The sequence below is a fragment of the Klebsiella sp. CN_Kp073 genome, from assembly GCF_040065495.2.
Lineage (GTDB): Bacteria > Pseudomonadota > Gammaproteobacteria > Enterobacterales > Enterobacteriaceae > Klebsiella > Klebsiella aerogenes.
The window spans coordinates 16050-35781 of the sequence record NZ_CM198051.1 but is presented as its reverse complement, the minus strand read 5'-3'; the positions used below and the strand labels follow the sequence as shown (position 1 = coordinate 35781).

Genomic DNA, 19732 nt, shown 5'->3' with positions numbered 1-19732 from the left:
GCGCTTACCTTAGCGGTAAGCGCGTAGCTGTTCAAGCCTTGAGCGTTATTCGAAGAACACCGCAATTTTGTTAAACATGGTGGGATCGGATTGGTTACGCGCCACGTTGGTGACATCTTCCAGCTTTTCAATCTGGCTAATCATCTGCCCCAGCCGCTGGTCATCATTTACCAGCAGCCAGATGCGGCTGTGCTCGCTGCCCTGGATCGGCAAGCAGAGAATGCCTTCAACGTTAAACGCGCGGCGGGCAAATAGCCCGCAGACGTGGGTCATGACGCCAGGGTGGTTGCGGACGGTGAGTTCCAGAATGACGTTATCGTGTTGCTTTTGCATGGCTTATTCCCCCACCATCTCAGTATTGGCCGCACCCGGCGGTACCATCGGATACACTTTCTGCTGCGCGTCGATACGCACGTGGATCAACGCCGGACCCGGACGGTCGATAATCGCCTGCAGCGCCGCCTGCGGATCTGCTTCGTTATTTAAATCACAGGTTTGCAGACCAAAACCGGCGGCGATCTGCATAAAGTTAATCATCCCCGGATAGGTCGCGGCGAAGACGCCCTGTTGATAGAACAGGCTCTGCTGCTGATGCACCAGCCCCAGCGCTTCGTTGTTCATCAGGATGATTTTTACATCCAGCTGATTTTCGGCAGCGGTGGCCATCTCCTGAATATTCATCATCAGGCTGCCGTCGCCAGAAAAGCAAATAACCTTACGCTGTGGATTGGCCAGCGCCGCGCCGATGGCCGCCGGCAGGCCGAAGCCCATGGTACCGAGACCGCCGGAAGTCAGCCACTGGCGCGGACGGTTGAGCGGATAGGCCTGCGCCGTCCACATCTGATGCTGGCCAACGTCGGTGGTGATGATCGCCTCATCATCAACGCAGGCGGCCACGGCGTTAATCAGGCCGTAATGGGAGAGCGGGTCGCTTTCCTGCGGGATGGCGCAGGGGAATTCTCTTTGTAAATCAGCCACCAGCTGGCGCCACTCATCACGCGGCTGCGCTTCAATCTGCGGAATAAGCTGGGCTAAGACCTCCGCCACATCGCCCTGAATCGCTACGTGCGGTTGCTTAATTTTGCCCAGCTCCGAGCGGTCGATATCGACGTGAATAATCTTCGCGTTCGGGCAGAACTGCTCGGTCTTGCCAATCGCCCGGTCATCAAAACGCGCACCTAAAACAATCAGTAAATCAGCCTCTTGCAGAATAAAGTTAGTGCTGCGCGCGCCGTGCATCCCCAGCATGCCCAGCGACAACGGATGTGCCTTCGGCAGCATACCCAGCGCCATTAAGGTCATGGTGGTCGGCAGGTTGGCTTTTTCCGCCAGTTCCCGAATCGGCTGCGGCGCGTTAATCACGCCGCCGCCCAGATACAGTACCGGGCGTTTCGCCGCGTTGATCATTGCCGCCGCTTCACGCACGCTTTCAGGCGCGAATGCCGGGGCCGGGGCGCGCTCGCCTGGCTCAGGCAGCGTTTCCAGTTCAATCGTCGCCGACTGTACGTCCTTAGGAATATCTATCCACACCGGCCCGGGGCGCCCGGACTGGGCAATACGGAAGGCGTCGCTCATCACCTGCGGCAGCTCGGCGATGTCGCGCACCAGGTAGTTATGCTTGGTGATGGGGATAGAAATGCCGTAGGTATCGACTTCCTGGAAGGCATCGGTGCCAATCATTGAGGCCGGAACCTGGCCGGTGATGCAGACCAGCGGAATAGAATCGAGGCGGGCATCGGCGATGGCGGTAATCAGGTTGGTGGCGCCCGGGCCGCTACAGGCCATGCAGACCGCGGGTTTACCTTCGGTACGCGCCATCCCCTGAGCGATAAAACCCGCCCCCTGCTCGTGGCGCGCCAGAATGTGGCGGATCTGCGTGCTTTGGCTCAAGGCATCGTAGATGGGCAGGATGGAGCCGCCCGGAATGCCGCTGACCATAGTGATACCCTGGCGTTCCAGTAAATGAACAACCAGCTGCGCGCCGGTAAAGCGCATTGTGTTTGATGTGGTGCCCGAACTTGCCATGCTCCAGTCCTTTTATTCTGGGCCGACTTTACCGGGGGGCTCGCCAACAAAAAACCCCGCTCGGTTTGCGCCGGCGGGGTTTGGAATTCGTGTTGTTCCGGACCCTACGGCGCATTGCCGACGACGACCACCACAGACACGACGACCACCGCGGCAGGCGCGGTTTTTAGTAGGGTCGAAATCATCATGGCAGCGTTCATTAGGGACCTGTTGTGTCAAAAAATAAGCTGAATTTATACAAACACAGGTTTTGCGTTTTCACAATGGATTTATTTTCATCCACGAGAATTTGCGCGAAAGATCACAATTCGCGACATCAGCGGCAGAAAACAAAAAACCCCGCCGGAGCGAGGTTTTTATCAGCATTTTTACGGGTGGTAGCCGCAAGCACACTGTATTACGTCAACGACAAAAGTATACGCGATCGCTGCAATTCGCGCAATTTAAGGTCGAAATTTCTCTGTCATAGAGTATGGATGGCGGATGCGAATTTGTCCAAAAAATACTGTTCATACATACAGTATTTATCTATACTGGATGTGTTCACTTTGTGCCATTCGGGGGCCGCAAGTTTGACCGGCGCAACGAAGTCCTGGCTGAAACGGGTGGTGCCGTCAGTGCCTTAACCCCGAGAGAGCACACTGTGTTACGTCAACAATGCGTCGTGTCCGGCCCGTGCGGCCATCACTGCGCAACCCCTGTGAGAACAGGGATAAGCTGGCAACAGGCAGCGGAAAGGTACGTCAGCTTATTGTGCTCCTTAACCACAGGAGACGCGCGTATGGGCGGAATGGATATTATTATTTTAATCCTGAAACTCATGGTTGCTGTGTTGCAACTACTTGATGCAGTCCTGAAACAGTTCCGCTGATTCAGGTTCAAGTCGCACCTGAGGGGGGTGGGCAACCGCCCCCCTGCAGGCGCCCTGCGGGCGTTCCGGGATGACTTGATGGAGGAACCATGCCACCGCTATTAATTGCCGCAACGACGCCGGATGATCCGGGGTTCGTCGCGCTGCGCGCCGAAAGCCTTGAACAGCACTTCAATATGCTGCGTCGGCTGGCGGAAAACTGGCAAAGCGGCAAAAACCGCTTTAACGCCCCTGGTGAAAAGCTGCTGGGCGCGTTCGTCCGTGGCCAGTTAGTTGGGGTCTGCGGTCTGAACGTCGACCCCTTCAGCCAGCAGCCGCGGGCCGGGCGCATTCGCCATCTCTATATTCGCGATAGCCATCGCCGCCAGGGAATTGGCCAGCAGCTGCTGGTCTCGGTCATCACGCATTCCGGCGCCTGGTTCGATTTCCTTAATACCCATGCCCCGGCGCAGGCCTGGCCCTTTTATGAACGCTTTGGTTTCCGCCCGGTATACGATGAGCCTCGGGTTACGCATCGCCTGTTCTGCTCGCTGTAAGCGCGGCTGGTTGGCGCAGCGGGCGCGTGTTACAGTCCGCTGACCTTAACTGCTGAATTTGCCTGCGATGACCATCACCGTATTCTGCATTTTGCTGTTCGCCGCACTGCTGCACGCCAGCTGGAACGCTATCGTCAAAGCCAGCGGCGATAAAATGTACGCGGCGATAAGCGTCAGCGGGTCGGCCTCGCTGATCGCCCTGGTGATGCTCCCCTTCGCGCCACAGCCGACGCTGGCCAGCGCCCCCTATCTGGTGGCGTCATGTGTATTACAGGTGGTGTATACGGTACTGGTGGCGAAGACCTATCAGGTGTCGGATATGAGCCAGACCTATCCGCTAATGCGCGGCACCGCGCCGCTGCTGGTCGCGGCTATCAGCGTGATATTTCTCGGCGATCGCTTATCGCCGCTGGCCTGGTTGGGTATTGGCGTCATCTGTCTGGCGATTCTGGCAATGGCCTTCAACGGCCGCGTCAGTTCCCGCAAAGGCATCATGCTGGCGCTGATCAACGCCTGTTTTATCGCGGGCTATACGCTGGTGGATGGCACCGGGGTTCGGCTGGCGGGATCGGCGCTCGGCTATACCCTGTGGACCTTTTTTATGAACGGTTGCTGCCTGCTGTGCTGGGCGATGGCGGCACGGCGGCGCGAAGCCAGCCGTTATTTACGCCAGCACTGGAAAAAGGGCATCCTCGGCGGCGTCGGCACCATGGGATCCTACGGCCTGGCGCTATGGGCGATGACTCAGGCGCCGCTGGCGGTGGTCGCCGCGCTGCGTGAAACCTCCATTCTGTTCGGCGCGCTGATCGCATTTATCGTCCTGAAGGAACAAGTGGTAGCGCTGCGCATCGTTGCCGCCTGTGGTATTGCCGCTGGAGCAATCCTGCTGCGTCTCTCATAGATTAAAATGGCAACATTAGTTGCCGATCCTGTTTACAAAACCTGCCTGAATTTTCCCCAACAATCGGTGCTATGTAGTTGTTCTGTCATTTTATTGTGGTAGATTCCTCCATCGTTTAAGGGGTGTGCCAGTCACATATTCTTCATTTCTCATTGCTCACGAAGTATTCATCGACATGAAACGGCATAAGAACTTCAATTTGTTGTTGATGCTGGTACTGCTGGTGGCCGTTGGCCAGATGGCGCAGACCATTTATATTCCGGCTATCGCCGACATGGCGGTATCGCTTAACGTCCGTGAAGGGGCGGTACAAAGCGTAATGGCGGCCTACCTCCTGACGTACGGCATTTCGCAGCTGTTCTACGGCCCGCTCTCTGACCGCGTGGGCCGCCGCCCGGTGATCCTCGTCGGGATGTCTATTTTTATGCTGGCGACGCTGGTTGCCATCACCACCCATAGCCTGCCGGTGTTGATCGCCGCCAGCGCCATGCAGGGGATGGGCACCGGCGTCGGCGGCGTCATGGCGCGCACCCTGCCGCGAGACCTGTATGAAGGCGCGCAGCTACGTCACGCCAACAGTTTGTTAAATATGGGGATACTGGTCAGCCCGCTGATTGCGCCGCTGCTCGGCGGCATCCTCGATACCCTGTGGAACTGGCGCGCCTGCTACGCCTTCTTACTGGTGCTGTGCGCGGGCGTGACCTTCAGCATGGCGAAATGGATGCCGGAAACGCGGCCACAAGGCGCGCCGCGGACGAAACTACTGGCCAGTTACAAAACGCTGTTCGGTACCGGCGCCTTTAACTGTTACCTGTTGATGCTGGTGGGCGGGCTGGCCGGGATTGCGGTGTTCGAAGCCTGTTCCGGCGTGCTGATGGGCGCGGTGCTCGGCCTGAGCAGTATGGCGGTCAGTATTCTGTTTATTCTGCCGATCCCGGCGGCGTTCTTCGGCGCGTGGTTCGCTGGCCGTCCGAATAAACGCTTCTCAACGCTGATGTGGCAGTCGGTTATCTGCTGCCTGCTGGCGGGAGTTATGATGTGGTTGCCGGGGCTGTTCGGCGTTATGACCGTCTGGACATTATTGGTGCCTGCGGCGCTGTTCTTCTTCGGCGCGGGTATGTTGTTCCCGCTGGCTACCAGCGGCGCGATGGAGCCATTTCCGTTCCTCGCCGGTACCGCTGGCGCGCTGGTTGGCGGCTTGCAGAATATCGGCTCCGGCGTGCTGGCCTGGCTGTCGGCGATGATGCCGCAAACGGGGCAAAGCAGCCTCGGCCTGCTAATGATGTTAATGGGGCTGTTGATTCTGCTGTGCTGGCTGCCGCTGGCCTCGCGCTTTACCAGCCACCAGCAGCCGGTATAAGCGCCGCTGGCGCTCCCCGGATAGCGGCTTACGCCTTATCCGGGCTACCGTTCTGATGAAGGCCCCCGGCAGTGGGTTCCGTAGAACCGTAGCCCTGCTAAGCGTAGCGCAAGCAGGGAAATCCCCGGATAGCGGCTTACGCCTTATCCGGGCTACCGTTCTGATGAAGGCCCCGGCGGTGGGTTCCGTAGAACCGTAGCCCTGCTAAGCGTAGCGCAAGCAGGGAAATCCCCCGGATAGCGGCTTACGCCTTATCCGGGCTACCGTTCTGATGAAGGCCCCCGGCAGTGGGTTGCGCAGAACCGTAGCCCTGCTAAGCGTAGCGCAAGCAGGGAAATCCCCCGGATAGCGGCTTTTACCCTATGTCAGGCTGTGCAGCCATTCGATAAAGGCGTCGATTTTCGGCCACTGACGGCCCGGCAGGGTCGTCACATAGTAGTGCTGGTGACACTTCAGCGTCATGTCGCCGAACGGCGCGATAAGCTCCCCGCTCTCTAACCGCTTCTGCACCAACCGCTTACGCCCCATCGCTACCCCGACGTCATTCATCGCCGCAATCACCGCTAAATCAGAACGATCGAAGCCGATACCCGACGATTGCGGCAATTCAATTGCAAATTGCTGCGCCCAGCTGAACCACTCATCGGTGCCGGAATCATTGCTCCATGCCTGGCGGTCATGGAGTAACGTGCAGTAGCGCAGATTGCCTGGATTGTGGATTAACTGCTGCTGTTGCGCGTATTTCGGCGTACATACCGGCACGATCGCTTCATCCATCAGAAAATGATGGCTGAGCTGTGTTGACGGCGCGTCATCAAAATAGATTGCCAGATCGATACCCGCGCGCTGTAGATTGACGTTATCGTTGCCGGTGAGCACAGTCAGCGAGATGGACGGATAGCGGCGAGTGAAATCGCCCAGCGCCGGTACCAGCCAGCACTGCGCGATCGACGGGCGCGAGTACACCGTCAGCGTGCCGGAGAGCTCCTGATTTTTAATATCCAGAATCTCCTGGTTAAGGCTATCCAGCGAGGATTTCAACGCCCAGAATACCCGCCGCCCCTCGCGGGTCAGCTCCACCCTGCGGTGCGAACGTATAAATAGCTGAATACCCAGCTCTTCTTCCAGCTGGTTGATGCGATGGCTAACGGCGCTCGGCGTCAGCGACAGCTCTTCCGCCGCCAGTGCAAAGGACTCATGGCGAGCCGCGACTTCAAAGGTGTACAGCTTTGACAACTGCCAGCCGTTCAGCAGCCGATTGCCTATCTCTTTCATCACATCCATCACAATTCCTCGCCTTTTCTTTGCCGGTAAGTGTAAAAAAAACGCAGCCGGAGCGCGCCTGAAAGATGAATAAAAGTGACCCAATACACATTTAACGGGCTATTTAAGAACCAAATCACGCTTTTGCATCAATTTGGATCACCTGAAAGGCGATTTTTATCGTTTGTCAGCCTATGTCGCTTTTCTGTTCAATAACCACACGTTATTTACGGCGAGGTGGGGTATGGAATCTCAAATCTGGGTGGTAGGCACGCTATTTATCAGTATCGTGTTAATCGTTTTAACGATCGTCAAACTGAAGTTTCATCCGTTTCTGGCGCTCCTGCTGGCGAGCTTTTTCGTCGGCGCGATGATGGGCATGGGGCCGCTGGATATGGTCAACGCCATTGAGAGCGGTATTGGCGGTACGCTTGGCTTCCTGGCGGCGGTGATCGGTCTCGGTACCATCCTCGGGAAGATGATGGAAGTCTCCGGCGCGGCGGAACGCATCGGCCTGGCGCTACAGCGCTGTCGCTGGTTGTCGGCGGACGTAATTATGGTGCTGGTTGGCCTGATCTGCGGTATTACGCTGTTTGTTGAAGTCGGCGTGGTGCTGCTAATCCCGCTGGCGTTCTCCATTGCCAAAAAAACCAATACCTCGCTGCTGAAGCTGGCCATCCCCCTGTGTACCGCGCTGATGGCGGTGCATTGCGTGGTGCCGCCGCATCCGGCCGCGCTGTTCGTGGCGAATAAACTCGGCGCAGATATCGGTACGGTCATCGTCTATGGCCTGCTGGTGGGCCTGATTGCCTCGCTGGTTGGCGGCCCATTGTTCCTCAAGCTGCTCGGCAACCGCCTGCCGTTTAAACCGGTGCCGACCGAGTTTTCTAACCTTGAAGTACGCGAAGAATCGACGCTGCCCTCGCTCGGCGCTACGCTATTTACCGTGCTGCTACCGATTGGGCTGATGCTGGTGAAAACCGTCGCTGAATTGAACATGACTAAAGGCGGCACGCTGTATATGTTGCTGGAATTTATCGGCAACCCGATCACCGCGATGTTTATTGCCGTTTTTGTCGCTTATTACATTCTCGGTATTCGTCGCCAGATGGGGATGGGCGTCCTGCTAACTCATACTGAAAACGGCTTCGGATCGATTGCTAATATTCTGCTGATTATTGGCGCGGGCGGCGCGTTCAACGCGATTTTGAAATCCAGCGGCCTGGCCGATAGCCTGGCGGTGATCCTCTCGAATCTGCATATGCATCCGATTCTGCTGGCCTGGCTGGTGGCGCTGATCCTTCACGCCGCCGTCGGTTCCGCTACCGTAGCCATGATGGGCGCCACCGCTATCGTCGCCCCGATGCTGCCGCTGTATCCCGGCGTAAGTCCGGAGATCATCGCTATTGCCATCGGTTCCGGCGCCATTGGCTGCACGATCGTAACGGATTCCCTGTTCTGGCTGGTGAAACAATACTGTGGCGCAAGCCTCAGCGAAACGTTCAAGTATTATACGACGGCGACATTTATCGCTTCTTTACTTGCACTCGCCGCCACCTTCCTGCTTTCTTTCATCATCTAAGCGAACGAGACGTAATATGAAAAACGCTGACCTGACCCAATTAACCGCGACCTTCCCGCTTGTGCAGGAGCTGATCGCGCTGAAAGAAACCACCTGGTTTAACCCGGCGACGACGACCCTGGCGCAAGGTTTGCCCTATGTCGGCCTGACCGCCGCAGATGTAAAAGACGCTCACGAACGCCTGCAGCGCTTCGCGCCGTATCTGGCGGAAGCCTTTCCGGAAACGGCCGCCACCGGCGGGATTATCGAATCAGAAGTGGTTGCCATTCCGGCAATGAAACGCCGCCTCGAGCAACAATTCAATCAGCCGATTAATGGCGATCTGTTACTGAAAAAAGATAGCCACCTGCCGATTTCGGGTTCCATTAAGGCGCGCGGCGGCATTTATGAAGTGCTGACCCATGCGGAAAAGCTGGCGCTGGAAGCCGGGCTGCTCACCATCGCAGATGATTATCGCAAATTGCTGACGCCGGAATTCAAACAGTTCTTCAGCCAGTACAGCATCGCCGTCGGTTCTACCGGCAACCTCGGTATGTCGATCGGCATCATGAGCGCGCGCATCGGTTTTAAGGTCACGGTGCATATGTCGGCGGATGCCCGCGCATGGAAAAAGGCCAAACTGCGCAGCCACGGCGTAACGGTCGTTGAGTATGAAGAAGATTACGGCGTGGCGGTCGAACAGGGGCGCAAGGCGGCGGAATCCGACCCGAACTGTTTCTTCATCGACGATGAAAACTCGCGCACGCTGTTCCTCGGCTATGCCGTGGCCGGCGAACGCCTGAAAGCGCAGTTTGCCCAAGCAGGACGCGTGGTCGATGCCGATCACCCGCTGTTCGTCTATCTGCCATGCGGCGTTGGCGGCGGCCCCGGGGGCGTCGCATTCGGCCTGAAACTGGCGTTTGGCGACCACGTTCACTGTCTGTTCGCCGAACCGACCCATTCGCCCTGTATGCTGCTCGGCATTTACACCGGGCTCCATGACCAGATTGCGGTGCAGGATTTAGGGATTGATAACCTGACCGCCGCCGATGGTCTGGCGGTCGGCCGCGCTTCCGGCTTCGTTGGCCGGGCGATGGAGCGCCTGCTCGACGGCCTGTATACCCTTGACGATCAAACGATGTACGACATGCTGGGCTGGCTGGCAACGGCGGAAAACATTCGCCTTGAGCCGTCCGCGCTGGCCGGGATGGCAGGGCCGCAGCGCGTCTGCGCCAGTAAAGCGTACCATCAGCTACAAGGACTGAGCGACGAACAGCTACGTCAGGCCACCCACCTGGTATGGGCGACCGGCGGCGGTATGGTGCCGGAAGAAGAGATGGCGCAGTATCTGGCGAAGGGACGTTAAATCGCTCGCAGCAGCGGCATCAGTTCGCCCGGTGACCGCTGCTGTTTACGCAGATCGCGCATAACCCGCATACAGGGGGCGCTGGCGACATAGAACTGGCGGTAGCCTTCACAGAGCGGGTCGTCGTCGCCCGCGCACAGCCTCCGCCATGCACAGACAAAACAGGCGCTATTGGCGGCCACCTGCCGCTGTTCGCGCAGCGGTTCGCCGCACCAGATACGCAGGGTTTCCTCAAACAACGTAATCGTTATGCGGCCAATATCTTCCCGCGCCCAGATATGGAAAATGGCGCAAAGGAAGTTTCCCCATGCATTGGCATCTTCCGCTCTGAGCTGCGGAATAAAACGAACGGCGCGCACGCCCTGCGCGCGTAGCTCCCGATATAGCTGCTGCGGTTGCTGGCAATGGTGGCGATAAACTTTCACCTCCTGTACTGCCGGTTCGTTGTGAGCGAGGGAGTGGCATTCTGTCCGACATCCTGTCATGTCACATCCTTAAGAAATAAAATGATCTGCCGTAGATGCGTTACAGCAAACAATAATGACAGCGAAAGCACTGCGAGGGAGATCAAAAATTTGTCACGAACTGCTCCCGGCTGCAAAAAATCGCTCTCGGCAACATCCATTAAATGGCGGCTGCGGGTGTAGCGCCAGAGAACGATCGCCACCACAGCCAGTACGCCAATCGATATCCAGAACGCCAGCCCGGCGCTATGCCAGTTGTGCTTAATCGCCAGCGCCATCAGCGCCCCGTAGCCAAGCAGAGTACGGAACCACGCCAGCGAGGTGCGCTCCGGCTGTAAACCGGGATCGTTCTCCCGCCGCGCCCGGCGTTTATCCGCCATACAGCACCAGCAGCATCACCGCCGCCACGACCGCCAGCAGCAGGACGCTAATCACCAGCAGCGTACGGGTATAGGGGAGATCCTGCTTCAGGCGCATCGCCTTTTCGTTACTCAACCAGCGCAGATAGCCATACACCGCCAGCCCGCCGGCAAACAGGCACAGCAGCAGCGCCAGCACTTCGCGAATAAGCGGAGTGGCAAAATCCGGCGCCAGCTGATCGAGCCCGACGCCCGCGGCGAGAAAGCCGAGCGCCGTACGGATCCACGCCAGAAAGGTGCGTTCATTGGCCAGCGAAAAGCGGTAATCCGGCGCTTCGCCAATGCGGGAAATTTTCATCAGCAGTCCTTGTTCGTCACGCAAACAGGCCACAGCATAGCCTAAATCACGAACAGGAGAGAAGAACCGGCACCCGATGGATGCCGGTAAAGCGAGGGTTAATGCAGCTCAGGCCAGTACGCTTTATTGGCGGCAATCAGGTCATCGAGGATCGCTTTCGCCACCGAGGCGCTCGGTACGGTTTTCGATAGCGTAATCGCCTGCCACAGCTTGTGATATGAACGCTGCTCCCACGCATCCACCACCAGTTTTTCCACCGCCACCTGCTGGCTCATCATCCCTTTCTGGAAATGCGGAATATCGCCCACCGTCAACGGCTCCGGTCCGTTATGACCGACCAGACAAGGGATCTCTACCATCGCGTCGGCATCAAAGTTATGGATTGCGCCATTGTTCGGCACAATCAACAACATTCGTTCCTGAGTGTTAAAGGCGATAGCCGTCGCTAAATCGACGATATACGACGCGTGTTCGTCGATCTCCAGATCGCCCGCGGAAGATTTACCGGCGGCAATAATCGCCCGGCAGGCGCTAAAGACGTTTTTCTCCCGATGATCCATTACCTCATTCGCGCGGGTACGCTCCGGGTTGGAGTGCGCGACCACGTAATCCGGGAACAGATAATATTTCAGGTAAGTGTTTGGCATCGTTTGCGGATCCAGCGCCTGTACATCTTTCGCTTTGGCAAACGTATCGTTCCAGCTGGCTTCGGTGTGCGGGTCGTTCGATGGCGGTACATAGCCGTATTTCGCCACATACTCGCGCAGTTTCGGCATCAAATCGTTGCCGTCGAGATCTTCAATCGAGGTCCACCAGCCGAAGTGATTAAGGCCGTAGTAACGCACGCGCATCTGTTTGCGGTCTTTCAGCCCGACGATTTGCGCCATCCGCCCTTCAATGCCGATCGGCATATCGCAAATATTGAGAATTTTAGCATTAGGCCGCAGGCGACGGGTGGCTTCAGCCACTATTGCCGCCGGGTTGGAGTAGTTGAGCATCCAGGCGTTTGGCGAATATTTCTCCATATAATCCACCAACTCCAGCACGCCGCCGATAGAGCGCATACCATAGGCAATCCCGCCCGGTCCGCAGGTTTCCTGACCCAACACGCCGTGGCGCAGCGGTATTTTTTCATCTTGCTCGCGCATCGGGTATTTGCCGACGCGGATGTGCGCCATCACGAAGTCGACATCGCTAAAGGCGGCCTGCGGGTCGGTGGTGTAGCTGAACTCAATCTCTGGCGCCTGTTCTTTGAGGATAATTTTACAGGCTTCGGCGATAGTCTCCTGACGCGCGCCGTCGTTGTCATAAAATTTTAGCGCCCGCAGCGGGAAACGATCGCGGTTTGCCAACAGCATTAAAACGATGCCAGGGGTAAAGGTGCTGCCGCCGCCTGCGATAACAACTGAGAATTTTTTCATGATACTGCCTCCGTCATGGTGGTGTGTTCGGTCGATAAAGAATCTTTCATTAAGGTTTCCAGCTGGTCGCGAACCTGCGGGACATGCAGACCAACAATGACCTGAATGCCGTTGCCGCGGCGGACCACGCCGTGAGCGCCGAGCGCTTTAAACACCTCGTCGCTTTGCGTTTTCGCCATATCCACCAGCGCGATACGCAGTCGGGTGGCGCAGTTATTGATGCTTTCAATATTGCCGGCTCCGCCCAGCGCCTGCAGGAAGCCGGCGGCCTGGCCCAGCTTGTTTTCCGCAGCTGCCGCCACGCTGGTTTTACCGCGCGCCTCCTGATAATCCGCTTTGCTGTAAAGCTTGATTTCACTGTCTTCGCGACCCGGCGTTTTCAGGTTCAGGCGTAGGATCAGGGTGCGGAAGATGACGAAGTAGATGCCGGTAAAGCAGAGGCCGATGCCTATCTGGATAAACATCATCGACGCGTGGTGATGGAACATCGGGATCCAGTTTTGCGGCAGGAACTGATCGAGCAGGCCGCCGCCGAAGTTCCCCACGACGCCGCAGATATACATCACCGTCGCCATGGTGGCCGCCAGCAGCGCATGCACGGCAAATAGCAGCGGCGAGATAAACAAGAAGGTAAACTCGAGTGGCTCGGTAATGCCCACCAGCACCGCGGTCAGGGTGGCGGGGATCAGCAAACCGGCGACCTTCACCCGGTTTTGCGGCGCGGCGGTGAAGTAAAGCGCCAGCGCAATACCCACCGAACCAAAGACTTTCGAATTGCCATGCAGCGCAAAACCGCCCTCAGGGAACAGCGCTTTCAACGGTTCAACGCTCTGGCTAAATTCCTGCAGATGCTGCGCCCAGTAGACCTGGATGCCGCCTTCCACTACCGCCGGACCAAAGATAAATGGCCCATAGACAAAGTGATGAAGGCCGGTCGGGATCAAAATGCGCTCAAGAAAGATGTAAACCCACACCCCGAGCGCGCCGGCTGAGCGCAGGAAAGCCTGTAGCGACTCAATCCCCATCTGTACCTTCGGCCAGCCGAGCAGCGTAAGCCAGGCACAAGGGATCATCGCGAGAAAAGCAACTATCACCACGAACGACGATCCCTGAAAAATACCGAGGAACACCGGCAGCGGTTTATCGAAGTAACGATTGTGCAGCGCGGTGACGATGCCGGAGATCACAATGGCCCCGATAATGCTGGTATCCAGGGTTTTAATCCCGGCAATCATCGTCAGGCCGCTTCCCGCCGTGGGATCCAGGGTGAAATCAACGCCGAAGAAGTGGCCCCAGGTCATCCCCATGGCGTTGATGAAGTAGTTCCAGGTAAGAAAACTGACCAGTACCGCCAGGCAGGCCCGGCCCTGGGCCTGCTTCGCCAGGCCAATCGGCAGGCCGACGGCGAAAATCAGCGGCATATTACGAAAGACGGTCCAGCCGCCCTCTTCAATGATGTGAACAATTTGCGCGAACAGGCTATCGGGTGCGGTGAGCGCTTCGCCGACAAACATCGGATTACGCAGCATAATGGCGATACCCACCACAATCCCGGCGAATGGGAACAGCAAAACCGGGGTAAACATGGCGCCGCCAAAGCGTTGTATTTGACTGAGCATTTGAAAATCCTCATGTAACAACTCGTAGGGTAAGTGGCCTTTTTTTGTTCTTTACCGGCCTGCTTCGAGCATAGGAATTCGCCCCGTCGGCAACATGCTGCGCCGCTGCGATTCGTGATCGCATTCATGGTTTTAATTCGGTCAATGTTGTCTACTTTTTGCGTAAAACATAGACACGATGAATTGAGGTGACGAAATCAATGTCACTTATAGTTTTTAATTTATTGTTTTTTATAATTTTATAATTCACGTCAGCTGGCTATCGCTGATTCATCAATGACGAATAGAGGTCTACTGGTGATCTACAAATCTATTGCTGACAAACTGCGTTTACGGCTCAACTCTTCCGATTTCAACATTGGCAGCCCGTTACCGGGCGAGAAAAAACTGGCGCAGGAGTTCGGCGTGGCGCGCATGACGATTCGCAAAGCCATTGACCTGCTGGTGGAAAGTGGATTAGTGGTGCGCCGCCACGGCTCCGGCACCTATGTCGCGCGCAAAGATGTACACCATGAGACCAGCAACCTGATCGGGCTGGCGGAAGTTCTGCGCCAGCAGGGTAAAGAAGTGGTGAGTCAGGTGTTGATATTCGAAGTGATGCCCGCGCCGCCGGCTATCGCCAGTCAGCTGCGAATTAAAATTGATGAACGGATCTATTTCTCACGCCGGGTGCGCTACGTCGATGGTAAACCGCTAATGCTGGAGGACAGTTATATGCCGGTTAAACTGTTCCGCCATCTGTCGTTGGGTCATCTGGAGGGGTCGAAGTTCGACTATATCGAGAAAGAGTGCGGTATCACCATCAGCGGCAACTATGAAACCCTCACCCCGGTACTGGCGGATAAACAGCTGGCACGCTCAATGAACGTGCCGGAGCAGACGCCGCTGCTGCGCATTACCTCGCTTTCCTACAGCGATAGCGGCGAGTTTCTTAACTATTCCGTGATGTTCCGCAACGCCAGCGAGTATCAGGTGGATTACCACCTGCGCCGGGTCCAGGCACAGAGCCCGCTAACTCAGCCCCCAGAACAGCACGGCCAGTAGTTGAGGGGTGATTATCCGCAGGAACATCACCAGCGGATAAACCGTGGCGTAGGAGAGCGCCGCCGCGCCGCTGGTGGCGTGCAGGTTGTTGGCGAAGGCCAGCGCCGGCGGGTCGGTCATTGAGCCCGCCAGCATGCCGCAGAGGGTCAGATAGTTCATCTTCGCCAGCATCCGCGCCAGTATGCCCACCGTCAGCAGCGGGATAGCGGTGATGAAAATACCGTAGGCTATCCAGCTGAGCCCCTCTCCGTGGAGCAGGGTGTCGACAAAATCGCCGCCGGATTTCAGCCCCACCACCGCCAGAAACAGCACAATACCGAGTTCGCGCAGCGCCAGGTTGGCGCTCGGCGGCATAAACCAGTACAGCTTACCGATGCTGCCGATACGCCCGAGGATGAGCGCCATAATCAGCGGCCCGCCGGCTAGCCCCAGTTTCAACGCCGCCGGGAAACCGGGAATAAACAGCGGAATAGACCCCAGCAGCACCCCGAGACCAATGCCGATAAACACCGGTAGCATCTGCACCTGCTGCAGCTTTTGCTGCGCGTTGCCGAGTTCATTGGCCACCGCGTCAATGGCCTGAGGCCGCCCAACCAGGTTAAGAATGTCGCCAAACTGCAGGCTGGCATGGCTGCTGGCCACCAGCTCCACCCCGGCGCGATTAAGCCGCGAGATCACGACGTCATAGCGTTGTTTAAAGTGCAGATCGCGGATTTTCCTCCCTAATACCTTCTCGTTCGTGACCACCACGCGTTCCACTTTGAGATCGGTACCGCGCGTTGAGAGCGAAGTCGCCACTTCTTTACCAATCACCAACTGCGCGTTATGTAAATCTTCCGGCCGCCCGACCAGGTGCAGCAGGTCGCCATGCTGGATAAGCGTAGCCGGCGCCGGCACCATCAATAGCTCATCGCGCTTTAACCGCGAGCAGATTATTTTGTCGCTGTTGAGCATTGGCACGTCCTGAATCGCCATATTATTCAGGTTCGGGTTCTCCACCCGCACGTTAATGGTATGCAGATGAGCATGGCCGTTACCGCTGCTCTCATCAAACTGCTGCGCCTCTTTTTCCACATTGATGCGAAAGAACAGCCGCACCAGCCACATGGTCAGCAAAATGCCGCAGATACCAAACGGGTAGGCCATCGCGTAACTCATCCCCATCTGATCGACGACATCAAACGGCAGGCCAAGGTCGCGCAGGATTTGCTGCCCGGCGCCAAGCGCGGGGGTGTTAGTGACCGCCCCAGAGAAGATGCCGAGAACGACCGGAAGCGGAATATTGAACAGTTTATGCAGGATCGCCGTCACCAGCCCGCCAAGTACGACGATAAGGATCGCGAACAGATTGAGCTTAAGGCCGGAGACGCGTAACGAGGCAAAAAAGCCCGGACCGACCTGAATACCGATGGTATAAACGAAGAGAATAAGGCCAAATTCCTGGATAAAATGCAGCATCGGGCTGCTCAGCGTAATCCCTGCCTGATCCACGAAGTGGCCCACGATAATGCCGCCAAACAGCACGCCGCCGATACCAAAGCCAACGCCGCGGATTTTGACATTGCCGATCCACAATCCCACCACCGCAACCAGCGCCAACACGCTGACGGTCAATGCTATATCACTCATACTATTTTCCCTGTGAATAACATTATCATTAACAGGGATTATGACTGCTGCCAGGTGGGTTGTATGCCGCATGGCGCACAATAATTGCGGAGTAGCTCCGCTACTCGGGAGCATTTTTCTTTTTTGCAGCACTTTTTACTCGACAGGCGCAGTAGGGACGCCGCTGCAAGGTGCGCTTTGCGTAGAAGACTCGAGGGGCCTGCGGATTTTGAATCGATCGTTATTGAAGCTCCTCATCATTAAAATACATCCTACTTAACATAGCGGGCAAAGACATAAATAATAAAAATAACAAATACCCCCACAGGCCAAACAGGACCTTCAGGGAAAAATCTGAAAAACACAACGGCGAATATAACAACCAACAAAGCTGGAACATAAGCTGATATTAACGTTTTAAAAAACCGTTTCAAAAGTGACTTCACAAACCCCATATCATCTACCTAATCATTCGTTTAATAATATCAGCAATATCATCATCAGAGATTTGATGCACTCTAAATGCACCGGCCTTTTCAAATATAGATGAGACAAGAAAATACATCATTTCCAGCCCCTTTGAATATAATGCAAAATAATACCATGGATGAAGCGAGCGCAGTTGATTAGCACTCTCAGCAGCTTTTTGTACAATGCCATATACTCCAGCAATCCCAACAGCTATACCAGCAGCCCGACCGGTTAATGCACTCATGCTAAAGCTTACATTTGTACTTACTGCGACAGCCGATGCCACCCCCAGAGAAAAGCCCTGTTGTGTCAAGGTGCTTGCTGCTATGTGAATATTTACAGTCATGAGGATTTTTTTATTTTTTCTAATTGCTGTGTCGTTTTGGACTTAAAAATCTCATCAAAATAAACCTTAACCATTTCAAAAACCACACTATCCCCTTCAATAACACGACCAAGACCTATTGTAAATCTTATATCCTCTTGCTTTTGTTGCTTGCAGACATCCTGATATTCACTGGTAAAGCATGAGGAATAATACAACGCTCTTTTAGCTCCTGAACCTATCATTTCAATCTGATTTGACACCCCCACTCTGACACTGGACAGAGCCCTATCAAATTTCAAAGCTAAGATTCTATTATTTTTAAAATATCGCTGAACTTCATTCCGGTAGTACATATCGCTCCTTGCTTCATTTATCATAATAGCTGTTAACTGCATCACTGGAACGGGTGGCCGCTCCCCTCACTTCAAGTGACTGCCGTTCATTCATAACATATCCCTTGTTTTAGTAAGCTTATATGGCAAGCATTCGTTTTTAAACTGAAACATCTGTTGCAGCAAGGTGATTTAATGCGCTTTCACGCACAAAAAAGCCCCGAATTATCGGGGCTTGAAAGCGATGTTGCTTAATTAACTATTCAGCGCCGGGCGCTCGCTAATGGCGATACGCTGCGGGGCGGCGACTTCCGGCTCGTGGCGGGTTAAGTCGATATGTAACAAGCCGTTGGTGAAGGTGGCGCCAGAGACTTCCATATTATCCGCGAGGGTGAAACTCAGGCTAAAGGCCTGATTCACCAGCCCCTGATGCAGCCATTTGGTCTCTTTTTCAGCCGCCTGCGGCGTGCCTTTAACGGTCAGACGCGTACCTTCCAGCTGAATATCCAAATCTTCCTGACGGAACCCGGCTACCGCGAGGGTAATGCGGTAATGGTTATCGTCGCTTTTTTCGATGTTATAGGGCGGGAAGGTTTGGCTTTCACCGGCGGTTTGCAGGGCGTTAACCAGTTTGTCAAAACCGATCCATTGACGCAGCAGTGGGGATAAATCGTAGTTACGCATAGTGTTTTCTCCTTCTGAGAAGCGAGTAGGTACCTGCGAATTCAGCGAATTCGCATCTGCTCCCTGACGGCGAGCAAGTTGTTTATTCAGGCCGCCGCGCGGCCTGAAGCGGGCAATTAGTTAATTTCGATACGGCGCGGTTTGTTCGCTTCCGGAATCACACGTTCCAGATCGATATACAACAGGCCGTTGACCAGGTTAGCGCCGCGAATATGAATGTTATCGGCGAGCTGGAATTTACGCTCGAAGTTACGCTCCGCGATCCCCTGGTACAGGTAGGTGCGCTCTTTCTGCTCGGCGGCATGGGAGCCTTTCACCACCAGAAGATTGTCTTGCGCGGTTATCTCTAATTCGCTTTCCGCAAAACCGGCGACGGCAATCGCGATGCGGTAATTGTTTTCATCTACTAATTCAACGTTATACGGAGGGTAGCCGCCGTTGCCCTGGCTTTGATTATTTTCTAACAGGTTGAACAGACGGTCGAAACCAATAGCAGAACGATAAAGCGGGGAGAGATCGAAATTACGCATAGTAAATAGCTCCTGAAATCAGCGAGAATTCAATGGCTTTCCATCATGGACAAGCCGTTATGACCCGGAATACCCCTCAGGCGTATCCTCATTGGGTGACACTACTAAAATGGGTGTGCCCCGACGCTTTTCAAGGCCTTTTCGGCCAAATTTTTTTGCAGTTTGCTGGCGAATGCTTAGACTGGTTGCAAAGCACAAAAGGCAAAGTGCGATACTCGCCACAGTGCAGTGCAATAACGCTAGGCATTCACGGGACGGCTCGTTATAACCGAAGTAACCCCGATAAAATGACGGAAGAGTGATGAAAAGCGGATTGTTAAAGCTGGTCCTGTTCAGCGGGATGATTAGTGTGGGCGGTTGCTCCAGCGTAATGTCGCATACCGGCGGCAAGGAAGGAACCTACCCAGGCACGCGCTCCAGCGCCCATACGCTGGGCGACGACGAAACCAACTGGGGCGTGAAATCGCTGGTGGCCCTCGATATGCCGTTCACCGCGGTCATGGACACGCTGCTGCTGCCGTGGGATATGTTCCGTACCGACAGCTCGGTAAAATCGCGCGTCGAGAAAAGCGAGCAGGAGACGCTGGCGACCAACTCCGTTATCCCGCCAGCGCCAATGCCTTCGCGCTAA

At 55.6% G+C, this 19732-nt stretch carries 22 protein-coding genes and 1 other annotated feature; of the genes, 8 read left to right on the top strand and 14 right to left on the bottom strand.

Features of this window, described 5'->3' with window-relative positions:
* Nucleotides 1-45 precede the first annotated feature (45 nt).
* From ilvN to ivbL, 3 genes are all read right to left on the bottom strand, one after another.
* Nucleotides 46-333 (bottom strand): acetolactate synthase small subunit, encoded by a 288-nt coding sequence (gene ilvN, locus ABLV66_RS00175; RefSeq protein WP_016162014.1) that lies wholly within the window; start codon nt 331-333, stop codon nt 46-48.
* Between the two features lie 3 nt (nt 334-336).
* A complete protein-coding gene (gene ilvB, locus ABLV66_RS00170) occupies nt 337-2025 on the bottom strand; it encodes an acetolactate synthase large subunit (protein WP_047044651.1) in 1689 nt (562 codons plus the stop codon).
* A 104-nt stretch (nt 2026-2129) separates the two neighbouring features.
* The gene (ivbL, locus tag ABLV66_RS00165; protein WP_316422746.1) at nt 2130-2225 is read right to left on the bottom strand and encodes an ilvB operon leader peptide IvbL; all 96 of its coding nucleotides are present in this window, start codon (nt 2223-2225) and stop codon (nt 2130-2132) included.
* Between the two features lie 551 nt (nt 2226-2776).
* Here ivbL and tisB point away from each other — a divergent pair.
* The 4 genes from tisB (at nt 2777) to emrD (ending at nt 5693) form a co-directional block, all read left to right on the top strand.
* A complete protein-coding gene (gene tisB / locus ABLV66_RS00160) occupies nt 2777-2896 on the top strand; it encodes a type I toxin-antitoxin system toxin TisB (RefSeq protein WP_004145059.1) in 120 nt (39 codons plus the stop codon).
* An 89-nt stretch (nt 2897-2985) separates the two neighbouring features.
* A complete protein-coding gene (locus ABLV66_RS00155; RefSeq protein ID WP_045397801.1) occupies nt 2986-3432 on the top strand; it encodes a GNAT family N-acetyltransferase in 447 nt (148 codons plus the stop codon).
* A gap of 67 nt (nt 3433-3499) precedes the next feature.
* Entirely contained in the window at nt 3500-4333 is an 834-nt protein-coding gene (locus ABLV66_RS00150; RefSeq protein WP_063416238.1) for an EamA family transporter, read from the top strand.
* 175 nt (nt 4334-4508) lie between these two features.
* Complete coding sequence (gene emrD, locus ABLV66_RS00145) at nt 4509-5693, top strand: multidrug efflux MFS transporter EmrD (RefSeq protein ID WP_047044642.1); 1185 nt, start codon at nt 4509-4511, stop codon at nt 5691-5693.
* 360 nt (nt 5694-6053) lie between these two features.
* Here emrD and dsdC read toward each other — a convergent pair whose 3' ends face one another.
* Entirely contained in the window at nt 6054-6977 is a 924-nt protein-coding gene (gene dsdC, locus ABLV66_RS00140) for a DNA-binding transcriptional regulator DsdC (protein ID WP_045395944.1), read from the bottom strand.
* Nucleotides 6978-7200: 223 nt separating this feature from the next.
* Between dsdC and dsdX the strand changes: the two genes are divergently transcribed.
* Nucleotides 7201-8538, top strand: a complete 1338-nt coding sequence (dsdX, locus tag ABLV66_RS00135) for a D-serine transporter DsdX (protein WP_047044639.1) — start codon at nt 7201-7203, stop codon at nt 8536-8538.
* A 16-nt stretch (nt 8539-8554) separates the two neighbouring features.
* Complete coding sequence (gene dsdA / locus ABLV66_RS00130; protein WP_047044636.1) at nt 8555-9883, top strand: D-serine ammonia-lyase; 1329 nt, start codon at nt 8555-8557, stop codon at nt 9881-9883.
* Here dsdA and ABLV66_RS00125 read toward each other — a convergent pair.
* From ABLV66_RS00125 to ABLV66_RS00105, 5 genes are all read right to left on the bottom strand, one after another.
* Nucleotides 9880-10368, bottom strand: coding sequence for a radical SAM protein (locus ABLV66_RS00125; protein ID WP_047044633.1), 489 nt, complete (start codon nt 10366-10368; stop codon nt 9880-9882). The genes dsdA and ABLV66_RS00125 overlap by 4 nt on opposite strands.
* Entirely contained in the window at nt 10365-10727 is a 363-nt protein-coding gene (locus ABLV66_RS00120; RefSeq protein ID WP_015369054.1) for a DUF202 domain-containing protein, read from the bottom strand. The genes ABLV66_RS00125 and ABLV66_RS00120 overlap by 4 nt, the downstream gene beginning before the upstream one ends.
* Nucleotides 10717-11064 (bottom strand): YidH family protein, encoded by a 348-nt coding sequence (locus ABLV66_RS00115; protein ID WP_015369053.1) that lies wholly within the window; start codon nt 11062-11064, stop codon nt 10717-10719. The genes ABLV66_RS00120 and ABLV66_RS00115 overlap by 11 nt, the downstream gene beginning before the upstream one ends.
* A gap of 98 nt (nt 11065-11162) precedes the next feature.
* Nucleotides 11163-12485: a 6-phospho-alpha-glucosidase gene (locus tag ABLV66_RS00110; RefSeq protein ID WP_020077628.1), complete on the bottom strand. Its 1323-nt coding sequence runs from the start codon at nt 12483-12485 to the stop codon at nt 11163-11165.
* Complete coding sequence (locus tag ABLV66_RS00105; protein ID WP_047044625.1) at nt 12482-14104, bottom strand: alpha-glucoside-specific PTS transporter subunit IIBC; 1623 nt, start codon at nt 14102-14104, stop codon at nt 12482-12484. Before ABLV66_RS00105 ends, ABLV66_RS00110 begins: the two co-directional genes overlap by 4 nt.
* A 297-nt stretch (nt 14105-14401) precedes the next feature.
* Between ABLV66_RS00105 and ABLV66_RS00100 the strand changes: the two genes are divergently transcribed.
* Entirely contained in the window at nt 14402-15148 is a 747-nt protein-coding gene (locus tag ABLV66_RS00100; protein ID WP_348877245.1) for a GntR family transcriptional regulator, read from the top strand.
* Here ABLV66_RS00100 and ABLV66_RS00095 read toward each other — a convergent pair.
* The 5 genes from ABLV66_RS00095 to ibpA form a co-directional block, all read right to left on the bottom strand.
* The gene (locus ABLV66_RS00095) at nt 15116-16777 is read right to left on the bottom strand and encodes a putative transporter (protein ID WP_047078169.1); all 1662 of its coding nucleotides are present in this window, start codon (nt 16775-16777) and stop codon (nt 15116-15118) included. The two genes, ABLV66_RS00100 and ABLV66_RS00095, sit on opposite strands and share 33 nt — an antisense overlap.
* A gap of 439 nt (nt 16778-17216) precedes the next feature.
* On the bottom strand, nt 17217-17573 hold the full coding sequence (locus ABLV66_RS00090) for a hypothetical protein (protein ID WP_319822770.1): 357 nt from the start codon (nt 17571-17573) through the stop codon (nt 17217-17219).
* The gene (locus ABLV66_RS00085) at nt 17570-17908 is read right to left on the bottom strand and encodes a hypothetical protein (RefSeq protein WP_348877227.1); all 339 of its coding nucleotides are present in this window, start codon (nt 17906-17908) and stop codon (nt 17570-17572) included. Before ABLV66_RS00085 ends, ABLV66_RS00090 begins: the two co-directional genes overlap by 4 nt.
* A gap of 234 nt (nt 17909-18142) precedes the next feature.
* The gene (ibpB, locus tag ABLV66_RS00080; protein WP_348877228.1) at nt 18143-18571 is read right to left on the bottom strand and encodes a small heat shock chaperone IbpB; all 429 of its coding nucleotides are present in this window, start codon (nt 18569-18571) and stop codon (nt 18143-18145) included.
* A gap of 116 nt (nt 18572-18687) precedes the next feature.
* Nucleotides 18688-19101 (bottom strand): small heat shock chaperone IbpA, encoded by a 414-nt coding sequence (gene ibpA, locus ABLV66_RS00075; RefSeq protein WP_015703892.1) that lies wholly within the window; start codon nt 19099-19101, stop codon nt 18688-18690.
* Nucleotides 19095-19169: a sequence feature (ROSE (Repression Of Heat Shock gene Expression) occurs in the 5'-region of heat shock genes and acts as an RNA thermometer to modulate expression.), on the bottom strand. (Overlaps the previous gene by 7 nt.)
* Before the next feature lie 233 nt (nt 19170-19402).
* On the opposite strand from ibpA, the gene ABLV66_RS00070 reads away from it, so the two are divergent.
* Nucleotides 19403-19732 carry a YceK/YidQ family lipoprotein gene (locus ABLV66_RS00070; protein ID WP_348877229.1) on the top strand — a complete coding sequence of 110 codons (330 nt, stop codon included), beginning with the start codon at nt 19403-19405 and terminating at the stop codon, nt 19730-19732.